We start from the raw sequence: 23,140 nt of genomic DNA on the forward strand, positions 1-23,140 counted from the left end.
CAATTATAGAGTACGTTGAACTTCAACAATCTGGAATACCTCGATCTTGTCACCAGGCTTCACATCATTGTAGTTCTTAACGCCGATACCACATTCCATACCATTACGAACTTCGTTCACGTCATCTTTGAAACGGCGTAGCGATTCCAGCTCGCCCTCATAGATAACAACGTCATCACGTAATACACGGATTGGGTTGTGACGCTTAACAACACCTTCAACTACCATACAGCCAGCAATGGCGCCCAACTTAGGCGACTTAAAGACATCACGCACCTCTGCCAGGCCAATAATTTCCTGACGCGATTCTGGTGATAACATACCACCAAGTGCCGCCTTAACTTCTTCAATTGCTTCGTAAATTACACTGTAATAACGGATTTCAACTGCTTCTTTTTCCGCTAACTTACGAGATGCCGAATCTGCACGAACGTTAAAGCCGATGATGATGGCATTGGAAGCTGCAGCTAGAGAAACATCAGTTTCCTTAATACCGCCTACTCCACTTGATATGACTTTGACTTCAACTTCTTCAGTAGCCAAATCAACCAATGACTTGTTCAAGGCTTCAACCGAACCCTGTACGTCTGCTTTAATGATAACGTTGAGCTGTTGTGTTTCCTCATCGTTACCCATGTTGGCAAACATATTTTCAAGTTTAGCTTTCTGCTGACGCGCCTGGAATTCTTCACGCTGTTTTTGCTCACGACGATCTGCAATTTCACGTGCAGTCCGTTCATCAGCAACCACAGTTGCCTCATCACCAGCCACCGGTACGCCCGACAGGCCTAGAACCTCAACCGGAATTGATGGGCCTGCCGACTCAATTGATTCACCATTTTCGTCTAGCAATGCACGGACACGACCATAGTGTGTACCAGCCAATAGGATGTCGCCTTTCCTCAACTGACCTTTCTGAACTAGGATAGATGCAACTGCACCACGACCTTTATCAAGTCGAGCTTCAATGACGAAACCTTTCGCAGCTCCTTCATCAGAGGCTTTCAATTCTAATACTTCAGACTGAAGTAGAATTGAGTCGAGCAAATCGTCAACGCCCTGACCACTTTTCGCGGATACGTGAACGAACTGTACGTCACCGCCCCAATCTTCTGGGATAACATCGTGTTGTGACAATTCATTCTTCACACGATCCGGATCAGCTTCTTCTTTATCAATCTTGTTTACCGCAACAATCATTGGTACGCCGGCTGCTTTAGCATGCTGTACTGCTTCAACAGTTTGGGGCATTACACCATCATCGGCTGCAACAATAAGAACGACAATATCGGTCACTTCCGCACCACGTGCACGCATTGCGGTAAACGCTGCGTGACCAGGAGTATCAAGGAAGGTAATCATGCCTTTATCAGTTTCAACATGATAAGCACCGATATGCTGAGTAATACCACCCGCTTCGCCTGATGCAACGTGACTGGCACGAATGTAATCCAGTAGCGATGTTTTACCGTGGTCAACGTGACCCATGATGGTAACAACTGGCGCGCGTGGTTTAGTTTCACCCGTTTCATCGTGCGCTTCCGATAAGGCTTTCTCTTCCATCTCGTTTTCATTAACGAGCACAGGCTTATGCCCCATCTCTTCAACGATCAAGCTTGCCGTTTCCTGATCAAGCGACTGGTTGATAGTGGCCATAACGCCCACTTTCATCATTGCTTTCATGAGTTCCGGAGCTTTAACTGTCATGGCTTTTGCAAGCTCACCAACAGTGATGGTTTCCGGAATTTCTACTTCATGAATGATTGTATCTGTTGGTTTCTTGAAACCGTGTTTTTTCATAGCTTCTGGTGCCTGATATACTTTCTGTTCAATCACTACACCGCGCTTACTGTCTTCAATTGCACCTGCAACCAGGTCCACATCTGAAGTTTTCTTTTTACCTTTCTTACGTTTCTTTTTGCGATGCCCGCTCTTCTCTTCAAAGTCAGCTATAGACATTGGCTTAACTGGACCTTTAGGCTTGCTAGGCTTTTTAACAACAACTTCTTCATCGTCATCATCGTCAAAGCGTGACTTTGATTTTGGCTTAGCCTTTGATGGCTTACCTTGCTTGTCGTCCTTTTTCTCTTCACGTGCCGGCTCAGTTTTTTTCGCTGGCTTTTCTTCTGGCTCGCTGTCCTCTTCGCCCTGCTTAGCTTCTTGAGCTTTCTGTTTAGCCTCTTCTTCAGCCTTGCGCTTGGCTTCCTCTTCTGCCTGACGCTTAGCTTCCTCTTCTGCCTTACGCTTGGCTTCCTCTTCTGCCTTACGCTTAGCTTCTTCTTGCGCTTTACGCTCAGCTTCTTCTTCCGCCGCTAACTTGGCTAACTCTTCACTGGAACGTTTTACATAGGTGCGTTTTTTCTTTACTGCAACCTGTACTGATTTTTTCTTACCCTCAGCACTCGTCACACTTAAAGTGCTCTTTTGAGTACGATTAAGCGTAATTTTTTTCGGGCCAGTACTTTCAGAACCACCGTGGCTTTTTTGCAAATAAGCCAATAAAGACTTTTTCTGCTCATCCGTAATGGCATCTTCGGGACCTTTAACTTTTATTCCAGCTGCCGACAATTGCTCCATGAGTTTTTCAACTGGAGTTTTGACGGTTTCAGCCAGATCTTTTACTGTAATTTTCGACATTCGCTATCCCCCGCTATATTATTCCTGCTCCTCGAACCAAGGAGCACGCGCGGTCATAATCAACTTCGCGGCACGCTCTTCATCAAGTTCATCGATTTCTACAAGCTCATCCACTGACTGCTCTGCTAAATCTTCCATCGTTACAATGCCTTTGCTCGCAAGAACAAACGCCAGGTGACGATCCATACCTTCCATATTTAATAAATCTTCTGCTGGCTCAGCTTCTTCCAGCTGTTCTTCACTTGCTATCGCTTTTGTTAATAACACATCTTTGGCGCGTGACTTCAAAGCTTCCACAAGATCTTCATCGAAACCTTCGATTTCAAGCATTTCAGATTGCGGTACATAGGCAACTTCTTCAAGAGTGGTGAAGCCTTCTTGAACCAGTATGTCCGCCAAATCTTCATCAACACCTAGATCCGCCACAAACATTGATACAATTGACTCAGTTTCTGACTGATTCTTAGTTGCAAAATCTTCCTCAGTCATGACATTTAATTCCCAGCCGGTTAATTCACTGGCTAGACGAATGTTCTGTCCATTTCGACCAATGGCCTGCGCTAGCTGGTCTTCACTCACAGCAATATCCATGCTACGAGAATCTTCATCAACAACGATTGAAACCACTTCTGCAGGAGCCATAGCATTAATCACATACTGGGCTGGATTGTCATCATAAAGCACGATATCAATACGCTCGCCATTTAACTCGCCAGTAACAGCCTGCACACGGGCGCCACGCATACCAACACAGGCACCAACAGGATCAATACGCTTGTCATTTGTTTTAACAGCAACTTTAGCGCGTGAACCTGGGTCACGGGCAGCACCCTTAATTTCAATAACTTCTTCGCCGATTTCCGGAACTTCAATACGGAAAAGCTCTTCCAACATTTCTGGACGAGTACGGCTCACAAATAATTGTGGGCCACGGTTTTCAGTACTGATGGCATATAACAAACCACGTACACGATCGCCGGCTCGAACTGTCTCGCGCGGCATCATTTCTTCTCTCTGGATAACCGCTTCAGCGTTATTACCCAAATCAATGAAGATATAGTCGCGCGTTACTTTTTTCACAACACCTGTGACTAGCTCGCCGACTTTGTCGCGGAAAGCTTCAACAGTTTTTGCACGCTCAGCTTCACGAACTTTCTGTACGATAACCTGTTTTGCGGTTTGCGCAGCAATACGACCGAACTCAATCGACTCGATCTGCTCTTCAACGTAATCTCCTAATTGGATCTCAGGATCTTCAACTTGAGCAGCTGACAATGTTGTTTCTGTTAAAGGATCTTCAACCGCATCATCGGCTACCACTGTCCAACGACGGTATGTATCGTAATCCCCTGTATCGCGATCAATATCAACACGTACGTCAATATCAACGCCATGCTTTTTCTTTGTGGCAGTGGCCAAGGCAGCTTCAATAGCGCCAAAAATGACTTCAGGCTGTACATCCTTCTCATTGGATACAGCTTCAACCACTAACAAAATTTCTTTATTGCTCATACGTGTTAACCTTTAATCAATACCTGATCTTCATCAATTAAGACTAAAACTTAGGGATCAAATGCGCTTTATCAACCTGCTGGCAATTGATCTCATAAACTTCACCATCGACTCGAAGCGACAAAACTCCCGCCTCAACCTGCTCGATAGTCCCTTTAAACTTGCGTCGGCCATTTAATGGCACTGACAGTTTCACTTCAGTGTCTTCACCCACATAACGGGCAAATTGCTGCTCATTAAACAATGGGCGGTCCATTCCTGGTGATGAAATCTCCAGGTTGTAGAGTCCCTTAATAGGGTCTTCTACATCGAGAACACCACTCACCTGATGGCTCACTTCAGCACAGTCATCCACTGAAATACCATTTTCGTGATCAATAAACACCCGCAATATCGAGTGCTTGCCTTGAGAAAGGTACTCTAAGCCCCAGAACTCAAAGCCAGCTGCTTCAACTGCAGGGCGGATAATATTTTCTAAATCAGCATTTCTAGCCATCAGTAACTCTATAACTATTTGCTTTTACAAGCTTTTTTTACATACAAAAATGGGCCTAAAAAGGCCCATCAGCAAAATGATTCATGTGATGGGTCAAAGGCAGCGCCATTGCCCACTTGAGCTTCAATCTAAAAAACAGCTCAGAAAAAATAAGGCCCCTATGAAGGGGCCTTATTATTATATTCATCAATAAAGCTCAGTCAATTTATATTCTCTGAGCAAATTAAGGAACTTATGCCCTTAACTTAAAAGTGGTAGCAGGGGCTGGATTTATACCAACGACCTTCAGCGGCTGCGCCGAAAGAAAAGCTGAGACCGACATCGTCGGGCACCTACCAATTGCTTTTCTCTTAAATNTGGTAGCGGGGGCTGGATTTATACCAACGACCTTCAGCGGCTGCGCCGAAAGAAAAGCTGAGACCGACATCGTCGGGCACCTACCAATTGCTTTTCTCTTAAATTTGGTAGCGGGGGCTGGATTTGAACCAACGACCTTCGGGTTATGAGCCCGACGAGCTACCAGGCTGCTCCACCCCGCATCAATACTTTCTTGAGAACAAACTTATGAGCTTCTGGTAATACTCACAAGCCTCAGGTCGTGCGACCTTCGCCTCTTGCAGTTTGGAGTCCTACAATTACTAAGCTACTCCATACCGCATCAATTCTTTTCGACACTTATAAATATCTGGTCTTATTTATAAGTTGGGATTTTCTTGAAAATTTCAAGTTAGCTCCCAATCGACAGAGCGGCATTATACGCATTTATAATGTTTTGACAAGGGCCATGCAGATTTATATTCACTATCTTTTCCATAGCACCTGAATTTGCTCAAATTACTTACAAGGATTCAGGTGCTTTAGCCTTAGAGGTACTGAAAAGCCTGACGGCAAACCTCAAGAAGCTGTGCTGGAAACAGGCCCAGCGCAACCACTGCAACGCCTGTAATTCCGAGTGCTAAACGCAGACCACGTTCTGCTTTAACCTTAATTTCGCTCTCAGGGGCATCAAAGAATATGACTTTTACCACTTTTAGGTAATAGAAGAGTCCCACCACCGACATCACTGCTGCCAGTACTGCTAACCAGACTAAATCAACATCGAGTACCGCTCGAATGACCTCAAGCTTTGCCCAGAAACCAACGAATGGAGGAATACCCGCCATCGACAGAAACAAGAAGCTAATTAACAGGCCACCCCATGGGTTGCGTTGTCCCAGTCCTTTTAACTCACTAATTAATTCAACTTCCTGCTTGCCTTTAGCCAGGTAAATCAAACAGCCGAACCCACCCAGAGACATGATGGCGTAGGTAATAATATAAAAGAATGAGGCAGAATAACCGGCGCCTGTGCCCGCGATGATGCCCAGCAGGAAATAACCTACATGAGCAATCGCAGAATAGGCTAGCAGTCGTTTGATGTTATCCTGTGCCAGCGCCACCAGGTTACCTATTACTATCGACAATGTAGCCATGATGATCAGCATTCCCTGCCAGTCAATCAATACCTGTTCAAAGCCATAACCTAAGATTCGTATAACCAGTGCAAAAGCTGCAATTTTTGGCGCTGAGGCAATAAAGGCAGTGACTGAAGTTGGCGCACCATGATAAACATCTGGTACCCACATCTGGAACGGCACAGCTCCAAACTTAAAAGCCATCGCAACCACCATAAAGACCAGACCAAAGCGCAGCGTCAGACTTGCCTGATGGGTTTCTAGATAGAGCGCAATATCGGTGATGTGTATTTTGCCTGTAACCCCATAGACCATGGACATTCCATATAACAGGAAGCCACTAGCAATCGCACCCATCACAAAATATTTGACGGCAGCTTCCGAGGCCAGAGTTGAGTGTCTGTGCATGGCAACTAATGCGTATAAACTGAGCGATAACAGCTCAAGCCCAAGATACAGAGTCAGCAGGCTGCCACCTCCAGCCAGTACCATCATGCCAAGTACGGCAAAGAGATGAAGGATAAAATATTCACCGCGCAAGATGGGTCGCTGCAAAATATAAGGGCGCGCAAACATCATGCCTACCATGCTTAAAGCAATGACGCTGACTTTAACAATACCCGCCATGGGGTCGAGAATAAAATGACGTTGATAGAGGTGGTACTGCAAGTCCGGAAACTGGGCAATCACCATGACTCCAGTAATCAACAGGCTAAGCTGCGCCAGGCGATAGGTTTGCAAGCGGTCAAAGTCTTTTGAAAATACATCAATCAACAGCAGAATACAGGTTGCTGTTAATAAAAACAGTTCCGGCAACATCGGCATCAAATCAATGTTCATCCAAGCCCCCCGATTTTAGTCAATGTTGCTGATTCAATAATTTTTTCAAGGCTTGGCTGCATAATTTCGATCAATGGTTGCGGGTAGACACCCAGGGCAATAATCAGTATCGCCAAAGTAAATAGCACCAAACGCTCGCGCTTGGTGACATCCTCAAGTCGTGCAACCGCTTCACTGGCAGTCTTACCAAAGATGACACGCTTATAAACCCACAGGCTATAGGCTGCCGCCAGAATCAGTGTCAGCGCTGCCACCATCGCAATTCGCCAGTCCGCCTGGAACGAGGCAATAATGACAAAAAATTCGCCCACAAAACCCGATGTGCCAGGTAATCCCGCATTTGCCAGAATAAATAACATTAGCAAGGATGCGAAAATCGGCATCGAATTTACTACCCCACCATAATCAGCAATCTCACGACTATGCATGCGGTCGTACAATACACCAATCGAGAAGAATAGAGCACCTGAAACAAGGCCATGTGAAATCATTTGCACCATGGCTCCCTGCAAGGCCATTGACTGTGCCTGACTGGCAGTCAGGTAAACAATAATGAAGGTGCCAAGCGTGACAAACCCCATGTGCGCAATCGACGAGTAGGCAATTAGCTTTTTCATATCTTTTTGAGCTAATGCCACCAGGCCGACATATACAATCGCAATCAGGGAGAACAGAATAATCCAGTATGCATACTCAGCCACTGCGTCAGGAGTTACTGGCAAGCTGAATCTCAGGAAGCCATAACCGCCCATTTTCAGCATAATCGCAGCCAGTATCACCGACCCGCCAGTTGGTGCCTCAACATGCGCATCCGGTAGCCAGGTATGCACTGGGAACATTGGAATTTTTACTGCAAAAGCCAACAGAAAGGCAAAGAAAATCCATTTCTGCTCGGTGAGTGACAAGGGTAGATTCTGCAAGTCATAAATGGCAAAGCTATCAGCTTCACGGCCCATATAGATCAGCGCCACCAGCATGAAAATTGAACCAAAAAATGTAAACAGGAAAAATTTTACGGTGGCATAAACACGATTAGGACCACCCCAGATTCCTATCAACAGGAACATGGGAATCAACATGGCTTCCCAGAAAACATAGAACAGAATCGCATCCTGTGCTGCAAACACCCCATTCATAAGTCCAGTTAGCATCAGCACGGCTGCAAAGTATTGTGACTGACGCTTTTTGATTGCTGCTGTCGCACTGATAAGCACCAACAAACCAATGAGACTGGTCAGAACTATAAGTGGTAGTGATATGCCATCAATCGCCAAGGCATAGTGAATATTTAGCGAAGGAATCCATCGATTGTTTTCCATAAACTGCATCTGGGCAGTATCAGTAGCAAATGCCCAGCCCAGCCAACAGCTCAAGAATAAAGTTAGGATGCCGAGAAACAGACCAAGTCGCTGGCTAACCGCCAGTAAACGGTCTCCGGGACCAAACATAATCACCAGTCCACCGATTACGGGAATCCATATCAACAAACTGAGGATGGGGAGTTGTTCTAACATAGTGTATTACTCTTCATCCTTTTAAATTGTTGGTTTGAAAATTGATGACGCATCACAATGTCCCACATTAATTTCGCAGCATCAGCCACAATAGAAGTGCTATCAGTCCAAGCACCATGACCAGTGCATAATGGTACAAATAACCAGTTTGCAGCTTGCGTAACTTTTTGCCGATACGGCCTACGGTCTGAGCACCACTGTTAACGATTCCATCATCGATGACAGCTTTATCTCCGTATTGCCAAAGCATGTCGCCCAGGGAGTATGTGCCCTTAGCGAAAATTTTCTGATTAATTTCGTCAAAATAATATTTTTTCTGTAACAGCTGATTCACTGGACTCAGGATTTTTCCAGCTGCCATTCCCCATCCCGGTTTCAACCAGATAAATATCACCGCAATAATGACACCAAGCATCATCAACCAGAATACAGGTGTCATGAAGCCATGCATGGCAAAACTCATGGCGCCAGTAAACTCTTCACGAAAAGCCTGCATGGTATCGTGGCCTGTCAGCACCGTTATTGACTCAGCAAAATAATTACCATCCAACATCGGTTGAGTCATGATCCAGCCAATCACCAGGGATGGTACCGCTAAGGCTATTAATGGCCAGGTAATGACTCGTGGTGACTCGGTGATCTGGTTTAAGTGTTCGTCATCCAGTGCGCTTTTGCCATGGAACACCACCAGTAACATGCGAATGCTATATAGCGCCGTCACTACCACTCCAACCATCACTGCAAAATAGGCAAAACTGGCGGCAGGTCCTTGCGCGTTAGCGGTAGCCATAATGATGGCATCCTTTGAGTAGAAGCCAGCGAAAAATGGCGTACCGATTAGTGCCAGAGTTCCTATTAAGGTGGTCCAGTAGGTCAAAGGTAAACGCTTATAGAGACCACCCATTTTTCGAATATTCTGTTCGTGATGCAGGGCTACAATAACGGAGCCAGCTCCGAGGAACAGCAGCGCCTTAAAAAAGGCGTGCGTAAATAAATGGAAAATTGCCGCTGAGTAGGCGGAAACTCCAAGCGCAACAACCATGTAACCCAATTGAGATAAAGTGGAATAGGCAATAATCCGTTTAATATCGTTCTGGACAATGGCTACCAGCCCCATAAATAAAGCCGTGATAGCGCCGATTATGGTTACCACCATTAAGGCCGTTTCCGAGAACTCGAATAGTGGTGACATACGCGCCACCATGAAGACGCCAGCGGTTACCATCGTCGCTGCATGAATCAAGGCAGAAATTGGAGTTGGGCCTTCCATCGAGTCCGGTAGCCAAACATGCAAGGGAACCTGCGCCGATTTACCCATGGCACCAATAAACAGACAGATACAGATGAAGGTAATAATTGGCCAGCTGGTATCACCCCAGGCCACAAAACTTCCATCAAGACTCATCAGCCCCAGCGCATTTTCAGCACTGCGTTCACTGATTTGCATAATCTCTTCAGCCTGCCCCATGGTTTTAAAAATAGGAGCATAATCAAAAGTACCGAAGAGTAGGAAAATCGCCCCAATGCCAAGGATAAAACCAAAGTCACCGACCCGATTAACCAAAAAAGCCTTCATATTGGCAAAAATTGCCGTTTCTTTCTGATACCAGAAACCGATTAATAGATAGGACACCAGACCAACCGCTTCCCAGCCAAAGAACAACTGCAGGAAATTATTGGCCATCACCAGCATCAGCATCGAGAAAGTAAACAGTGAGATATAACTGAAGAAGCGCTGATAACCATCGTCATCATGCATATAACCAATCGAATAGATGTGCACCATCAGACTGACGAAAGTAACCACCACCATCATCAGCGCACTTAAGCTATCAATCATAAATCCAATCTGTATTGATAGCTCCGAAAAGCTGGCCCAATGATAAACCGTCATATCAACGGGTTCGGCGTTACCATAGAGATAACCCCAGAAGACTCTGAGTGACAGAATGAATGATACCGCAACACCCAGTATCGTTAACCGATGCGTTAATCGCTTACCCAGCCGCTTGCCTAACAGGCCTGCCAATATGGCTCCAAGCAACGGAGCCAGCACAATGATTAATAGCTGGGTCTGCATGCTCATTAGCCTTTTAACTCCCTAAGCTCTTCAACGTCGATATCTTTGTTACTGCGGAACAACACAACCAGAATGGCTAGACCAATCGCCGCCTCCGCTGCAGCGACTGTCAAAATGAAGAACACAAAGATCTGGCCAACCTCATCATTTAAGTAGCGCGAAAAAGCAATAAAGTTGGTGTTTACCGCCAGTAACATCAGCTCAATACACATCAGCAAGGTGATGACATTCTTTCGATTTATCACAATCCCAATCACGCTGATTGAGAACAAAATGGCGCTGACCATCAGGTAATGCGTCAAACTCATGAAGATTCTCCCTTTGTCCGGCCACTTTTTTCACCCACTGCTTTTTCCAAGTCATCCGTCTCGGACTCGTCATCCTGGGCAACTTCTGCATCCATCTTGATAATGTGCAGACGCTCATCCTTGCTGGCTCTGTGCTGGCTAGGTACGCTTTGCCCTCGACGCTCGCGACGGCCACGGAAAGTTAATGAAATGGCTGCGACGATGGAAACCAGAAGTATCACACCGGCAATTTCGAATGCATAAAAGTAATCGGTGTAGAGCAACATCCCCAGACTTTCGACGTTACTATAATCCGCAGCATGTTTCGCTGGCTCTGGCATTGCCTCCAGTCCAAACAGTTCACCGCGCAATACCCAGTAAAGGCCAATCAACAAGCCAATCGCAATGAGAATTCCCAAAGGAACATAGCGCGTGAAGCCCTGTTTTAAACTGGCAAAGTCCACGTCTAGCATCATGACCACAAACAGGAACAGCACCATCACGGCACCTACATACACCAGCACCAGTGCTACGGCCAGAAACTCAGCTTCCAGCAACATCCACAGCACAGCCGCAGAGAAAAAAGTCAGCACCAGGCATAACACCGCCTGCACCGAATTGCGCACAGTCACAACGCCCAGCGCCGACACTATGGTCAGCGTGGCGAAGACATAAAATACAATTTGCTCAACGGTCATAGCTGCTTTTTTTCTCTACTTTTTTTTCCGGTTCTGCTTTGCCTAACGGTATTTAGCATCTTTTGCTCGATCCTCAGCAATCATGGCTTCATAACGATCACCAATTGCCAGTAATTGCTCTTTAGTGAGGATATTGTCACCACGTTTTTCAAAGTGGTAATCAAAAATTCGTGTTTCTACAATAGAATCTACCGGGCATGATTCTTCGCAAAAGCCACAGTAGATGCACTTAAACATATCAATCTCGTAGCGCGTAGTGCGACGCGTACCATCCTTCTCCCGCGGTCCGGCTTCTATCGTAATCGCTGCCGCAGGACAGACTGCCTCGCAAAGCTTACAGGCAATGCAGCGCTCTTCTCCATTCGGGTAACGGCGCAACGCATGCAGACCTCTGAAACGCGGTGACTGAGGTGTTTTTTCTTCAGGATACTGCACCGTCACTTTGCGCTTACGCAAATGTGCCCAGGTGATTCTCAGGCCACGAATCAGCTCAGTCAGGAAGTAGCTACGAAACCAGCGACGCATCCTGCTCATAAGACACCTCGCCCAGTGAACCATGGGCCCACACCAGCTTTAATCATAAAGGTCAAAATGATCAACCAGACTACAGTAACCGGGATAAACACTTTCCAGCCAAGTCGCATCACCTGGTCATATCGATAGCGTGGGAAGGTCGCACGTAACCAGATCATCATAAACAGGAACCAAGCCGCCTTAAGTAATAACCAGACCGTGCCGGGAATCCAGTCAGTGGCCGCTTCCAGATAAGGAATGCCCATAAAAGGATTGAGCCAACCGCCAAAAAAGAATAAGGCAGTAAGCACCGAAATCAGAATCATGTTGGCGTATTCGGCAAGGAAGAACAGGGCAAATCCGATACCCGCGTATTCCACATGAAAGCCTGCGACAATTTCCGATTCACCTTCAGGCAGATCAAACGGCGCGCGATTGGTTTCGGCCACCCCGGATATCCAGTACACCGCCAAAATTGGCAGCAATGGAATCCAGTACCAGTGCCAGAACGGTCCTTCCTGAGCTTTAACAATCTCACCGAGATTCATCGAGCCAGATGCCATCAGCACCGCCACCAGTGCAAACCCCATGGCAATTTCATAGGACACAATTTGCGAGGCAGAACGTAATGAACCTAATAGCGCATATTTTGAATTAGAAGCCCAGCCCGCGATGATCACGCCATACACTGCAATAGAAGTCATCGCCAGGATATATAACAGGCCGACATTAATGTCAGCCAGTACCAGTTCGGCATTAAAGGGAATCACTGCCCAGGCAGCAAAGGAAGGCGCAATAAAAAGGACCGGAGCAATCAGAAATAATGCTTTATTGGCACCTGAAGGAATGACAATTTCCTTCATCAATAATTTGATGACATCAGCTATAGGCTGTAGCCAGCCTTTAGGCCCTACTCGATTCGGCCCGAGCCGTAACTGCATATAGCCAATCAGCTTTCTTTCAGCGAACGTGGTGTAGGCCACCGCCAATATCAACGGCAGTAAAATCAGGCTGATTTTAAAACCAATAATGAGGCCGTCGACAATCATATCTATCATCAGACGCCTCCCAGAATATTATGGAATGGGCTCAGCTTAGGTCGTTTCAGTCCTTCCTTGCCAGCCGCCAAAGCTGACTTTTGTAGCGCTTTGGCACGTCGTGTCCAGCAGTCCACCTGATAAATATTCAGTGGTTCAGGGCATTGCCCATCTGTTGGCAAACTTTCAGGACATTGCCAGCGCGCCTTAATCCGATCGCCAACAGCACCCATGCGTCCTTTCACTTCCTGCATCACATCCTGTGCTGACACATAATCAAAATTCTTCAGTTCCAGCAAATTGCCCATGACCCGCAATACTTTCCAGGCAGGCTTGGCCTGGCCCGGCGCCTGAACACAGGCATTAAAATCCTGCCAATGCCCGTTAACATTGACGTAGGAACCAGGACTTTCTAGGAAGGTGGCAATCGGCAGGATCACATCCGCATAGTCAAACGCTTCATCGTCCGTGTAACTGGTCAAAGCAACCACAAATTCACTGGCCTGCAAACTGGCTTTAGCCTGCTCGGCATTAACAGCTTCTTTACTAATTTCAGTCTTCAGAAGAATGAAGGCTTTCTTACCTTCGGCGAGCATTTGCTGTGCAGTTTGGCCGCCTTCTTCAACATCAGCACCACCCGGGCCTCGATGCGGAATGGCACCCGCAAGATAGGCTCCGGCACTGTTACCGCCGTGAGTCATAATACCGAACGTTGCTCCGGATAAACCTGCTATGGCTCGACACAACATTCTTAAGGTTGCGGCATGACTGAATTCAAGCGCGCTTAAACCAAGAACCACACCCGACTTTTCAGCTTTCTGTAGCATCTTGGCAATGTTGATATGGGACTGTTCCACCGAAACCTTCGCCAAGAGTTCATCCAACCCTTCATAACCCAGACCGTCTGCTGAGATATCTTCGGACGCCATGGCTTCATCCAGTAGATACTTGGCCACGCCAGCCACCTGCTGTAGCCAGTCTGCTGGCGTCGCTTCGATTTCATGCAGCACATTGAAATTGTTGTAAACTTTTCGTGCATTAATAATGGCAATCTGTCCGTGACGGGTTGCTTTACGCACGCGCAGCGCAGCCAGCGGCTGGTCCTTGCGTAAATCACTTCCCACCAGCAGGCAGGCATCCAAAGCTTCAAGCTCTGATAGCTCAATGCTTAGTTCAGGAAACAGAGATTCATTATCCTGCATTGAGTAGTCACTGATACGAATGCGGTGGTCAATATTGTTGGAACCGAGACCGCGAATTAGCTTTTGTAGCAGATACATTTCCTCGGTCGTAGCGCTCGGACTTGAAATGGCTCCGATATGCTCTGCGCCATCGGTCTGTGCAATCATATTCAACTTACTGGCAACTTTATCCAGTGCCGTTTCCCAGTCAGTGGTCTGCCACTCACCATTAACTTTCAGCATCGGCTCCTGCAAACGTCGATTATCGTTATCACGCATGGTCACTGCTTCGTAGGAGTAACGGTCGCGATCCGACAACCAGACTTCATTAACCGCCTCGTTTTCTTTCGGCACAACTCGAATCACCATGTTGCGATGGGTATGCACGTGCAGGTTCGCACCAATACAGTCATGCGGCGATACTGAGTCATACTGAGTCATTTCCCAGGCACGTGCTCGGTAGCGCGATGGTTTAGCGGTCAATGCACCGACCGGACACAAGTCAATAATGTTACCCGATACTTCGGAATCCACTGATTTTTCAATGAAAGTGGTGATTTCCATATGCTCACCACGTCCAGTCGCACCCATCTCACGAATACCGGCAATTTCTCGGCCAAAACGAACGCAGCGAGTGCAGTGAATACAGCGTGTCATCTCCGTTTCAATTAATGGGCCTATGTCCTTATCGACAACGGCACGCTTTCCTTCGCAGAAGCGAGATACGTCGCGACCATAACCCATCGCCAGATCCTGTAGCTCACACTCACCACCCTGATCACAAATAGGGCAATCCAACGGATGGTTAATCAACAGAAATTCCATCACGGACTTCTGTCCACCCTCAGCCAAATCAGACTGTGTTTTTACCACCATCCCATCAGATATAGGAGTTGCACACGCTGGTAATGGTTTCTTAACGCCCTCAACTTCGACCAGACACATCCGGCAGTTTGCGGCTATCGATAATTTCTTGTGGTAACAGAAACGAGGAATGGTGATGCCATTGGCATCCGCCACTTCGATAATCATTGAGCCTTCTTCGGCTTCAATTTTTCGACCATCGACTTCAATCGAAATCATAGAATCATCGTGCCTCGTTATTCATTAACAGCGTGTTTCGCGGTTTGCTCCTGTGTAGCAACCGCTTGCTTAATCTTCGCTTCAAATTCATCTTTGAAGTGCTTTATAAAACTTTGTACTGGCATCGCCGCAGCATCACCTAGCGCGCAAATGGTGCGCCCCATAATATTGCCGGCTATTTCATTCAGATCTTTCAGATCGCTCTCTTTACCCTGACCATTTGCAATACGATGAATCATCCGTGACATCCAGCCTGTGCCTTCGCGACAAGGTGTGCATTGCCCGCAGGACTCTTCGTAATAGAAATGGGCAATTCGACCAAGCACCTCAACCATATCCGTATCTTCATCCATGATGATGACAGCGCCTGAACCCAGCATCGAACCGGCTTTACCAATCGCATCGTAATCCATGGTGATATCCATCATCACATCCGCTGGCAACACCGGAGCACTGGAGCCTCCCGGAATAACTGCTTTGAGCTTCTTGCCATCCTTCATGCCACCAGCCATTTCCAACAAATCTTTAAAAGGTGTGCCGAGTCCAATTTCATAGTTGCCGGGCTTATTAACATGACCTGACACGGAAAAGATTTTTGTGCCGCCATTATTTTCTTTACCCAGTTCCAAAAACCACTTGCCACCCTTCTCGAGAATCACAGGCACCGAGGCAAAACTTTCAGTGTTATTGACATTGGTTGGGCGCCCAAACAAACCGTAATTGGCCGGAAATGGTGGCTTAAATCGAGGCTGGCCTTTTTTGCCTTCTAGCGACTCCAGAAGTGCAGTTTCTTCACCACAAATATAGGCTCCGGCACCAATGTGACTATGCAAATCAAAGTCCACTCCAGAGCCTAAGATATCCTTGCCTAGCAGACCCTCTTTATAAGCTTCTTCCAGTGCCTGCTCAAAGCGTTCAATTGGCTCGTAGAATTCACCGCGCATATAGTTATAGCCAACGGTTGCGCCCATGACATAACCACCAATTGCCATCCCCTCTATCAGCTGATGAGGATTAAAACGCAGAATATCACGGTCCTTGAATGTGCCTGGCTCACCTTCATCAGAATTACAGACCACATACTTTTGTCCAGGCGCATGTCGCGGCATAAAACTCCATTTCAACCCAGTTGGGAAACCAGCCCCACCACGACCGCGTAGAGCAGACAGTTTTAATTCTTCAATAATCTCTTCCGGTGGCGTTTTCTCTGCCAGAATCTTGCGCCACATACGATAGCCGCCCGCTGACTCATAGGTCTTAAGCGTCCAGGGCTTATCCAGGTGCAATGTTCTAAAACAGACTTCGTTTGCCATTAATTGACTAACCTCTAACTCAGATCGCGGATTAAATCCGCCATCGTTTCTACGGTTAAATTTTCGTGATACTGCTTATCGACTTCCAACATTGGTGCGCCACCGCAGGCGGCCATGCATTCGACTTCTTTTAAAGTGATTCGACCATCTTCTGTGGTCTGGCCCGGCTCAATACCCAGTTCATCTTTGAACCATTGTTTCAAGTTGCCACTTCCAGCGAGCATACAGGACACATTGGTGCATAAAGAAACCACATGCTTTCCACCTGGTTCCAGTCGAAACATCGAGTAAAAAGTTGCGACTTCATAGGCGCCAATATGCGGTATTTCCAGATAGTCAGCAACCGCATCCATGGCTTCACGACTTAAGTAACCCAACTCTTCCTGTACTATGGTAAATACAGGGATAATCGCTGAACGTTTTCGCTCAGTGGGATACTTCGCTATCCAACGGTCAATTTGCTTGATTGACTCGGCGGATACCATTTCTGTTAAGTCATTAGCGCTCATAGTTATCGATCAATCTCTCCGAATACGATGTCCTGTGTACCGATTATCGCCACTACATCAGCCAGCATGTGCCCCGAAGCCATTTCATTCATGGCACTCAAATGAGCGAAGCCTGCAGCCCTAATTTTGACGCGATAAGGTTTGTTAGCACCATCAGACACCAGATAGACACCAAACTCACCTTTTGGATGTTCTATGGCAGCGTAAGCCTCGCCTTCTGGTACACAGTAGCCTTCAGTAAATAATTTAAAATGGTGAATCAGCGATTCCATATCATGTTTCATGGTCTCGCGATCCGGTGGTGTCACTTTATGATTTTCTAACATGACTGGGCCGGGGTTTTCACGCAACCACTGCACACACTGACGAATAATCTGGTTTGACTGACGCATTTCCTCCATCCGTACCAGATAGCGGTCATAACAGTCACCTGTTTTACCGATGGGAATATCGAAATCCATTCGGTCATAAACTTCATATGGCTGCTTTTTACGAAGGTCCCAGGCAATGCCAGAACCGCGTAACATAGGGCCGCTGAATCCCAATTGCAGAGCACGCTCAGGACTTACCACGCCAATACCAACTGTCCGCTGTTTCCAGATTCGGTTTTCAGTTAACAGCGCCTCATATTCATCAATACGATCCGGGAAGGTTTCGGTAAAGTCCCAGATGAAATCCAGCAAAGAACCCTGGCGATTGGCATTAAGCTCTTCAGCCTTTCGCTCATTGGTAAATGGCGAAACCTTGTACTGAGGCATTTCTTCTGGCAGATCCCGATACACACCACCCGGACGGAAATAAGTCGCATGCATACGTGCCCCACTGACAGCTTCATAACAATCCATCAGTGTTTCACGTTCTCTAAATGCATATAAAAATACCGTCATGGCACCGATATCCAGTGCATGAGCACCGAGCCACATCAGATGATTCAATATACGGGTAATTTCTGAGAACATGACGCGAATGTATTGCGCTCTTTCGGGTGGCTTAATACCCATCAGCTTTTCAATTGCCAGAACATAGGAGTGCTCATTACACATCATGGAGACATAATCGAGCCGATCCATATAACCGATACTTTGGTTGTATGGCTTACTTTCAGCCAACTTCTCTGTCGCCCGGTGTAATAATCCCACATGCGGATCAGCACGCACCACTGTTTCGCCATCCATTTCCAGAATAAGACGTAATACGCCATGTGCCGCTGGATGCTGCGGACCAAAGTTAATGGTGTAATTACGAATTTCAGCCACGTTTGCCTCCCTGTTCAGGACTGCTCACATAGATGGTGGGGTCCTTTTCCTTACGGATTACCCGTGGCACCAGTACGCGCGGTTCAATGGAAACCGGCTCATAGACACAACGCTTCTGTTTTGCATCATAGCGCAGTTCAACATTGCCGATTAAAGGGAAGTCCTTGCGGAAAGGATGGCCGATAAAACCATAGTCGGTCAAAATTCTGCGTAAATCCGGATGACCTTCGAATAAGATACCAAACAGGTCAAACGCCTCGCGCTCATACCAGTTAGCACTGTTCCAGACGTTAACCACCGAAGGCAACGTGGGACGGTTATCCTGCACAAAGCATTTCACTCTTAATCGTCGGTTATGAATAATGGATAGTAGGTGATAAACCACTGCAAAACGCTCACGTTGCCATTCTTGATGGACCGCTGAACTGGTCGCTTCGCGCGCACGGCCAAAACCAGTTCCAGTGGCTTCAGTGGTTGCCCATTCGTCCTGACCATAAGCCAGATAATCCACCGCACTCAGATCGATCAACTGCTCGAATTTCAGGTCATCATGGTCACGTAGTTCCTTGGCAACCTCGATCAGGTCATCTTTCGCAACCTCAATGGTTACTTCGCCAAAAGTTTTATCGCAAGCTATCAGCCTGTCGCCAAAAATCTCACCCAGAGTGTTTACTAATGATTTAGCCAAGCGACACCCCTTCATTGTTTTTGGATTGTGTCAGCTCGGCAACATCTGTCTGCTCACCCTTTGTTGAATTTTCCAAAGAACGTGGGATCACTTTCTGGCGACGAATCTTGTTCTGTAATTGAATAATTCCGTAAAGCAAAGCTTCGGCACTCGGCGGACAACCGGGAACATAGATATCAACAGGAATGATGCGATCACAACCACGCACAACTGAATAGGAATAATGGTAATAGCCGCCACCATTAGCACAGGATCCCATCGAAATAACCCACTTGGGATCAGGCATCTGGTCATACACGCGACGCAGTGCTGGCGCCATTTTATTGGTCAAAGTACCGGCCACAATCATCACATCTGACTGTCGTGGACTAGGTCTGAAAATAACCCCAAAGCGATCCATGTCATAACGGGCCGCACCCGCATGCATCATCTCAACCGCACAGCAGGCTAGACCAAAGGTTACTGGCCACATTGAACCTGTGCGCGCCCAGTCAAAGAGTTCTTTGATACTGGTCGTTACAAATCCGTCACCCTGTAGCTGTTTTTCCAGTCCCATTAGTGTACCTATTGTTCCAGTTGCAATCGATGAATAGAAGGGGCTTTGAACCAATCAAGTGTGAAGGTTTTCTGGTGATTTAATTTGGTGATAACTATTCCCACTCCAGGGCTCCTTTTTTCCACTCGTAGGCAAATCCAATCAACAACAATAATAAAAAGACACCCATGCTGATAACCCCGAACCAGCCTAAATTATCAAACACCACTGCCCATGGAAATAGGAAGGCAATTTCCAGATCAAATATAATGAATAGAATAGCGACAAGATAAAATCGCACATCAAATTTCATTCGCGAATCTTCAAAGGCATCAAAGCCACATTCAAAGGCTGTTTCTTTTGCGGGATCAGGATTGGTTGGGCTGGCGAAATATCCGACTAGTAGCAGACCTGCGCCGAATAACAGCCCAATGATGATAAAAACGAGGATTGGTGCATATTGTTCAATCATAAAGTTATGAGTCTCATGCGCGCCCTGTTTCCTTATTTATCAATAAGTTTCTACTTATTTTCGGAATACCTTACCAGCAGTTCGAGGATTTGGCTAGCCCCTCAATCCCCACCAATCTGGTACGCTTATATGCATTACAACACAAACTTACAAAAATGCGCTATAGAACGCTTTGCTATTTACAGGAATTATTTTAGTATGGATTCATATGACTCAAGTAATGTATCTCGATGATTTTTAAACGAAGCAAAAAAGAGCAAGACGATACTTCCAAGGTGCGGGATACGGGCATTCAAAAGAAAAAACGTACCCACCTGGTAAAAATCAAGATCCCTGTTGACGAACTTACGCTTGGCATGCAGATTGCTGAGCTGGATCGTCCCTGGACTGAAGTGCCGGTATTGTTTCAGGGTTTCCCTCTGCAGAATCAGGAAGACCTGGATACGCTTGCAGTCTACTGTAATCATGTTTATGTCGAGCTAGATGAAGACTACTGGGAAACCATCAAGCATGACTATCCAAATGCTGAATATAAGCAATCACGTTCAGAAGCTGAAGAAGCTCGTCAAAGTTTGCAAGATGAGCTGCCAAGGGCTGACCGTATTTTCAAAGCTTCAAAAGAAAGCATTAAGAATCTACTGGATGCAGTAAAGAATAATAAAGCTATTGATATCGAAGAATCGAAGCAGCTGGTCTCAGAATGCGTGACCAGTATTTTGGCCAATCCAAATGCTATGTTCTGGCTATCGCGCATTAAAGACAGTGATGAATATACATCCGAGCACTGCCTGCGCGTCAGCATTATGGCCATTGCCTTCGGCCAGATGCTTGGCTTCAGTCACCAGGAACTTGAATCAATCGGTATGTGCGGCTTATTGCACGATGTCGGTAAAATGAAAATTCCACCGGAAATTCTCAATAAGCCGGGGCCATTAACCGATGATGAATTCAAGGTCATGAAAGAGCACACGGTACTTGGCTATATTTTCCTCAAGCAACATGGTGGCTTTGACGAAATTGTTGCAGACGTTGCCCACGCTCACCACGAACGGGTAGACGGCAAAGGTTATCCGCAGCGCCTTGAAAGTGAACGCATCGGTATGTATGCCAAGATTATCGGCATTATTGATGCCTATGATGCCATCACCAGCGACCGTTCTTTTCGTGATGGTCTGGCCCCACTAGAAGCTCTTGGTATTCTTTTCAAAGAAAGAGGCACTCACTTTGATACAGAGCTTGTTGAGAAGTTTATTCAGATGGTCGGCATTTACCCGCCAGGAAGTCTGGTGGAGATGACTAATGGCGAAACCGGCATTGTGCTGGCAGCAAACCCAGATCAAAAGCTTAAGCCAAAAATCGAAATCATTCTTGACCCTGAGGGCAAGTTCAGACGCCCAATCGTTATTGATCTCACCAAAGAGCAATACGATAAAGACAATAAACTTTATGCCATTAAAAAGCCGCTGCGTGACAGTGCACGAGAAATCAATCTAGAGGATTTCATTAGAGGAAACGGCTAAGTCTTTATTCTGACTGGATTTCCATTCTAAAATTTCACTTGCACCCTCCTTTATAAGCGAATAGTATAAAAATTCGACACAAGGAGGTTGCATGAAATTCTTTGCTAAATTGACCCATTGGATGGGGAAAAACAAAAACAGCAAATTCAGCGACAGTCACTCTGTTAAAGAATCGTCAAATGGATCAGGCTATTTCCCTGGCGACTCTTTGCAAAAGCTGGAAAAAAAGAAACTTAAAGTTACCGATTTACAAATTGGTATGACCGTCGTTGAGCTTGATAGGCCTTGGACGGATATTCCCGTCGATTTTCAAGAAGTAACCATTCATACCCACAGCGATATAGCCCTGTTACAAAAATACTGTAATGAGGTATATGTGGATTATATTTCCTATACCAGTGTCACTTCCGATAATCTGTTTCATAAAAAGAGAAGTAAATCGTCCTCCCGCAAAACTATGGATGCCGAGCAAACCAGCAGAGCATTACGAGCAGAGCTGCCTAAGGCCAAAAAAGCTTTTGACAGAAGTCTTCGTCAAATACATCAGGTTCTGGACGAGGTTGCAAATTCTAGTAGCATTGATGTGCAGGCAGCTCGAGAAATAGTCGCTGACTGTGTCGATAGTATTTTACGCAACGATACCGCCATGTTCTGGCTGACCAAGATCAAGAACCAGGATGACTACACCGCAGAGCACTGCCTCAGGGTCGGAATTCTCGCGATCACCTTTGGTAAATACCTTCAACTAGACCGTGAGCAACTGGAATTACTAGGTTTATGCGGCATGCTACATGATGTCGGAAAAATGCAGATTCCCAGTGAGATTCTCAATAAAACCACCCCTCTTACACAGGAAGAGTTCGAGACTATTAAACAGCACACCAGTCTTGGTTATCAGTACCTTTCCTCTCACGGTGATATAGCTGCCGAAGTTCAACAGGTTGCCCACAATCACCATGAACACATCAATGGCAAAGGTTACCCGCGACAGATTTCGGACCAGGAACTTTCGCTTTATGATCGAATCATTGCCATCGTTGACAGTTATGATGCCATGACCAGTGACCGCTGTTACCGGCTCGGAATGCCCGCATCACAGGCCGTTTCCATTCTCTACAATGAACAGCATCAACATTATGACAGCCAGCTTGTGCAGCTGTTTATTCAAATGGTCGGCATATATCCTGTAGGCAGTCTGGTCAAAATGAACAATGGTCAAGTTGCTGTTGTTCTCTCGACCAATGAAGATCACAAGCTTGAACCTGTCGTTGAGTTACTTACAGACCCATATCGCAAGCTTATTCAACCTGTGGCCGTTGACCTGTCCAAGCATGTGACTGACTCTTTCGGAAATTTTTTAAGAATAAAACGATCGTTAGCGGATCATGAGGTGCACTTTGATTTAAAAGCCGTGTTGCTACGTTCAACACCCTCATTTCAGGTTGCCTGAATTACAGATAGCGCCTTGCTGTCTGGTAGCTAGTACAGAATTAGCAGTATTCGCTAGCCAATAGA

At 46.3% G+C, this 23,140-nt stretch carries 19 protein-coding genes and 1 tRNA gene; 2 read left to right on the forward strand and 18 right to left on the reverse strand.

The genetic code is table 11. The features are described from left to right. Positions 1 to 3: 3 nt before the first annotated feature. From infB to ndhC, 18 genes are all read right to left on the reverse strand, one after another. Entirely contained in the window at positions 4 to 2,637 is a 2,634-nt protein-coding gene (infB, locus tag B158_RS0100550; protein ID WP_018623369.1) for a translation initiation factor IF-2, read from the reverse strand. Positions 2,638 to 2,655: 18 nt separating this feature from the next. Beyond that, complete coding sequence (gene nusA, locus B158_RS0100555) at positions 2,656 to 4,149, reverse strand: transcription termination factor NusA (protein WP_018623370.1); 1,494 nt, start codon at positions 4,147 to 4,149, stop codon at positions 2,656 to 2,658. 43 nt (positions 4,150 to 4,192) lie between these two features. Next, positions 4,193 to 4,645 carry a ribosome maturation factor RimP gene (rimP, locus tag B158_RS0100560; protein WP_018623371.1) on the reverse strand — a complete coding sequence of 151 codons (453 nt, stop codon included), beginning with the start codon at positions 4,643 to 4,645 and terminating at the stop codon, positions 4,193 to 4,195. A 462-nt stretch (positions 4,646 to 5,107) separates the two neighbouring features. After that, positions 5,108 to 5,184: transfer RNA gene (locus tag B158_RS0100570), tRNA-Met, on the reverse strand. 324 nt (positions 5,185 to 5,508) lie between these two features. Continuing rightward, entirely contained in the window at positions 5,509 to 6,939 is a 1,431-nt protein-coding gene (nuoN, locus tag B158_RS0100575; protein WP_018623373.1) for an NADH-quinone oxidoreductase subunit NuoN, read from the reverse strand. Next, entirely contained in the window at positions 6,936 to 8,453 is a 1,518-nt protein-coding gene (locus B158_RS0100580) for an NADH-quinone oxidoreductase subunit M (RefSeq protein ID WP_018623374.1), read from the reverse strand. The genes nuoN and B158_RS0100580 overlap by 4 nt, the downstream gene beginning before the upstream one ends. A 67-nt stretch (positions 8,454 to 8,520) precedes the next feature. Further along, positions 8,521 to 10,539 carry an NADH-quinone oxidoreductase subunit L gene (nuoL, locus tag B158_RS0100585; RefSeq protein ID WP_018623375.1) on the reverse strand — a complete coding sequence of 673 codons (2,019 nt, stop codon included), beginning with the start codon at positions 10,537 to 10,539 and terminating at the stop codon, positions 8,521 to 8,523. Next, entirely contained in the window at positions 10,539 to 10,841 is a 303-nt protein-coding gene (gene nuoK, locus B158_RS0100590) for an NADH-quinone oxidoreductase subunit NuoK (RefSeq protein WP_018623376.1), read from the reverse strand. The genes nuoL and nuoK overlap by 1 nt, the downstream gene beginning before the upstream one ends. Next, positions 10,838 to 11,518 carry an NADH-quinone oxidoreductase subunit J gene (locus tag B158_RS0100595; RefSeq protein WP_018623377.1) on the reverse strand — a complete coding sequence of 227 codons (681 nt, stop codon included), beginning with the start codon at positions 11,516 to 11,518 and terminating at the stop codon, positions 10,838 to 10,840. The genes nuoK and B158_RS0100595 overlap by 4 nt, the downstream gene beginning before the upstream one ends. A gap of 42 nt (positions 11,519 to 11,560) precedes the next feature. Then, positions 11,561 to 12,052 (reverse strand): NADH-quinone oxidoreductase subunit NuoI, encoded by a 492-nt coding sequence (nuoI, locus tag B158_RS0100600; RefSeq protein ID WP_018623378.1) that lies wholly within the window; start codon positions 12,050 to 12,052, stop codon positions 11,561 to 11,563. After that, on the reverse strand, positions 12,049 to 13,089 hold the full coding sequence (gene nuoH, locus B158_RS0100605; protein ID WP_018623379.1) for an NADH-quinone oxidoreductase subunit NuoH: 1,041 nt from the start codon (positions 13,087 to 13,089) through the stop codon (positions 12,049 to 12,051). Before nuoH ends, nuoI begins: the two co-directional genes overlap by 4 nt. Next, a complete protein-coding gene (gene nuoG / locus B158_RS0100610) occupies positions 13,089 to 15,332 on the reverse strand; it encodes an NADH-quinone oxidoreductase subunit NuoG (protein ID WP_018623380.1) in 2,244 nt (747 codons plus the stop codon). The genes nuoH and nuoG overlap by 1 nt, the downstream gene beginning before the upstream one ends. A 17-nt stretch (positions 15,333 to 15,349) precedes the next feature. Beyond that, complete coding sequence (gene nuoF, locus B158_RS0100615; RefSeq protein ID WP_018623381.1) at positions 15,350 to 16,645, reverse strand: NADH-quinone oxidoreductase subunit NuoF; 1,296 nt, start codon at positions 16,643 to 16,645, stop codon at positions 15,350 to 15,352. A gap of 14 nt (positions 16,646 to 16,659) precedes the next feature. After that, positions 16,660 to 17,154, reverse strand: coding sequence for an NADH-quinone oxidoreductase subunit NuoE (gene nuoE, locus B158_RS0100620; protein ID WP_018623382.1), 495 nt, complete (start codon positions 17,152 to 17,154; stop codon positions 16,660 to 16,662). A 2-nt stretch (positions 17,155 to 17,156) separates the two neighbouring features. After that, the gene (locus B158_RS0100625; RefSeq protein ID WP_018623383.1) at positions 17,157 to 18,410 is read right to left on the reverse strand and encodes an NADH-quinone oxidoreductase subunit D; all 1,254 of its coding nucleotides are present in this window, start codon (positions 18,408 to 18,410) and stop codon (positions 17,157 to 17,159) included. After that, positions 18,403 to 19,113: an NADH-quinone oxidoreductase subunit C gene (locus tag B158_RS0100630; RefSeq protein WP_051082494.1), complete on the reverse strand. Its 711-nt coding sequence runs from the start codon at positions 19,111 to 19,113 to the stop codon at positions 18,403 to 18,405. Before B158_RS0100630 ends, B158_RS0100625 begins: the two co-directional genes overlap by 8 nt. Further along, a complete protein-coding gene (locus B158_RS0100635) occupies positions 19,091 to 19,654 on the reverse strand; it encodes a NuoB/complex I 20 kDa subunit family protein (RefSeq protein ID WP_018623385.1) in 564 nt (187 codons plus the stop codon). Before B158_RS0100635 ends, B158_RS0100630 begins: the two co-directional genes overlap by 23 nt. Before the next feature lie 94 nt (positions 19,655 to 19,748). Next, a complete protein-coding gene (gene ndhC / locus B158_RS0100640) occupies positions 19,749 to 20,105 on the reverse strand; it encodes an NADH-quinone oxidoreductase subunit A (protein ID WP_018623386.1) in 357 nt (118 codons plus the stop codon). Positions 20,106 to 20,335: 230 nt separating this feature from the next. On the opposite strand from ndhC, the gene B158_RS0100645 reads away from it, so the two are divergent. After that, positions 20,336 to 21,625 carry an HD-GYP domain-containing protein gene (locus B158_RS0100645; protein ID WP_018623387.1) on the forward strand — a complete coding sequence of 430 codons (1,290 nt, stop codon included), beginning with the start codon at positions 20,336 to 20,338 and terminating at the stop codon, positions 21,623 to 21,625. A 91-nt stretch (positions 21,626 to 21,716) separates the two neighbouring features. Continuing rightward, the gene (locus B158_RS0100650) at positions 21,717 to 23,075 is read left to right on the forward strand and encodes an HD-GYP domain-containing protein (RefSeq protein WP_018623388.1); all 1,359 of its coding nucleotides are present in this window, start codon (positions 21,717 to 21,719) and stop codon (positions 23,073 to 23,075) included. Positions 23,076 to 23,140: the final 65 nt, after the last annotated feature.

Origin of the sequence: Kangiella aquimarina DSM 16071, from assembly GCF_000374105.1 — a bacterium.
GTDB lineage: Bacteria > Pseudomonadota > Gammaproteobacteria > Enterobacterales > Kangiellaceae > Kangiella > Kangiella aquimarina.

What these genes read in the sequence shown, in the direction of transcription:
- nuoH (WP_018623379.1), bottom strand. Translation starts at nt 13,089, where the DNA reads ATGATAGATATGATTGTCGACGGCCTCATTATTGGTTTTAAAATCAGC.
- nuoN (WP_018623373.1), bottom strand. Translation starts at nt 6,939, where the DNA reads ATGAACATTGATTTGATGCCGATGTTGCCGGAACTGTTTTTATTAACA.
- nuoI (WP_018623378.1), bottom strand. Translation starts at nt 12,052, where the DNA reads ATGAGCAGGATGCGTCGCTGGTTTCGTAGCTACTTCCTGACTGAGCTG.
- nuoE (WP_018623382.1), bottom strand. Translation starts at nt 17,154, where the DNA reads ATGAGCGCTAATGACTTAACAGAAATGGTATCCGCCGAGTCAATCAAG.
- nuoG (WP_018623380.1), bottom strand. Translation starts at nt 15,332, where the DNA reads ATGATTTCGATTGAAGTCGATGGTCGAAAAATTGAAGCCGAAGAAGGC.
- rimP (WP_018623371.1), bottom strand. Translation starts at nt 4,645, where the DNA reads ATGGCTAGAAATGCTGATTTAGAAAATATTATCCGCCCTGCAGTTGAA.
- ndhC (WP_018623386.1), bottom strand. Translation starts at nt 20,105, where the DNA reads ATGATTGAACAATATGCACCAATCCTCGTTTTTATCATCATTGGGCTG.
- B158_RS0100630 (WP_051082494.1), bottom strand. Translation starts at nt 19,113, where the DNA reads ATGAAGGGGTGTCGCTTGGCTAAATCATTAGTAAACACTCTGGGTGAG.
- nuoF (WP_018623381.1), bottom strand. Translation starts at nt 16,645, where the DNA reads ATGGCAAACGAAGTCTGTTTTAGAACATTGCACCTGGATAAGCCCTGG.
- nuoK (WP_018623376.1), bottom strand. Translation starts at nt 10,841, where the DNA reads ATGAGTTTGACGCATTACCTGATGGTCAGCGCCATTTTGTTCTCAATC.
- infB (WP_018623369.1), bottom strand. Translation starts at nt 2,637, where the DNA reads ATGTCGAAAATTACAGTAAAAGATCTGGCTGAAACCGTCAAAACTCCA.
- B158_RS0100635 (WP_018623385.1), bottom strand. Translation starts at nt 19,654, where the DNA reads ATGGGACTGGAAAAACAGCTACAGGGTGACGGATTTGTAACGACCAGT.
- nusA (WP_018623370.1), bottom strand. Translation starts at nt 4,149, where the DNA reads ATGAGCAATAAAGAAATTTTGTTAGTGGTTGAAGCTGTATCCAATGAG.
- B158_RS0100645 (WP_018623387.1), top strand. Translation starts at nt 20,336, where the DNA reads ATGATTTTTAAACGAAGCAAAAAAGAGCAAGACGATACTTCCAAGGTG.
- B158_RS0100650 (WP_018623388.1), top strand. Translation starts at nt 21,717, where the DNA reads ATGAAATTCTTTGCTAAATTGACCCATTGGATGGGGAAAAACAAAAAC.
- B158_RS0100580 (WP_018623374.1), bottom strand. Translation starts at nt 8,453, where the DNA reads ATGTTAGAACAACTCCCCATCCTCAGTTTGTTGATATGGATTCCCGTA.
- nuoL (WP_018623375.1), bottom strand. Translation starts at nt 10,539, where the DNA reads ATGAGCATGCAGACCCAGCTATTAATCATTGTGCTGGCTCCGTTGCTT.
- B158_RS0100595 (WP_018623377.1), bottom strand. Translation starts at nt 11,518, where the DNA reads ATGACCGTTGAGCAAATTGTATTTTATGTCTTCGCCACGCTGACCATA.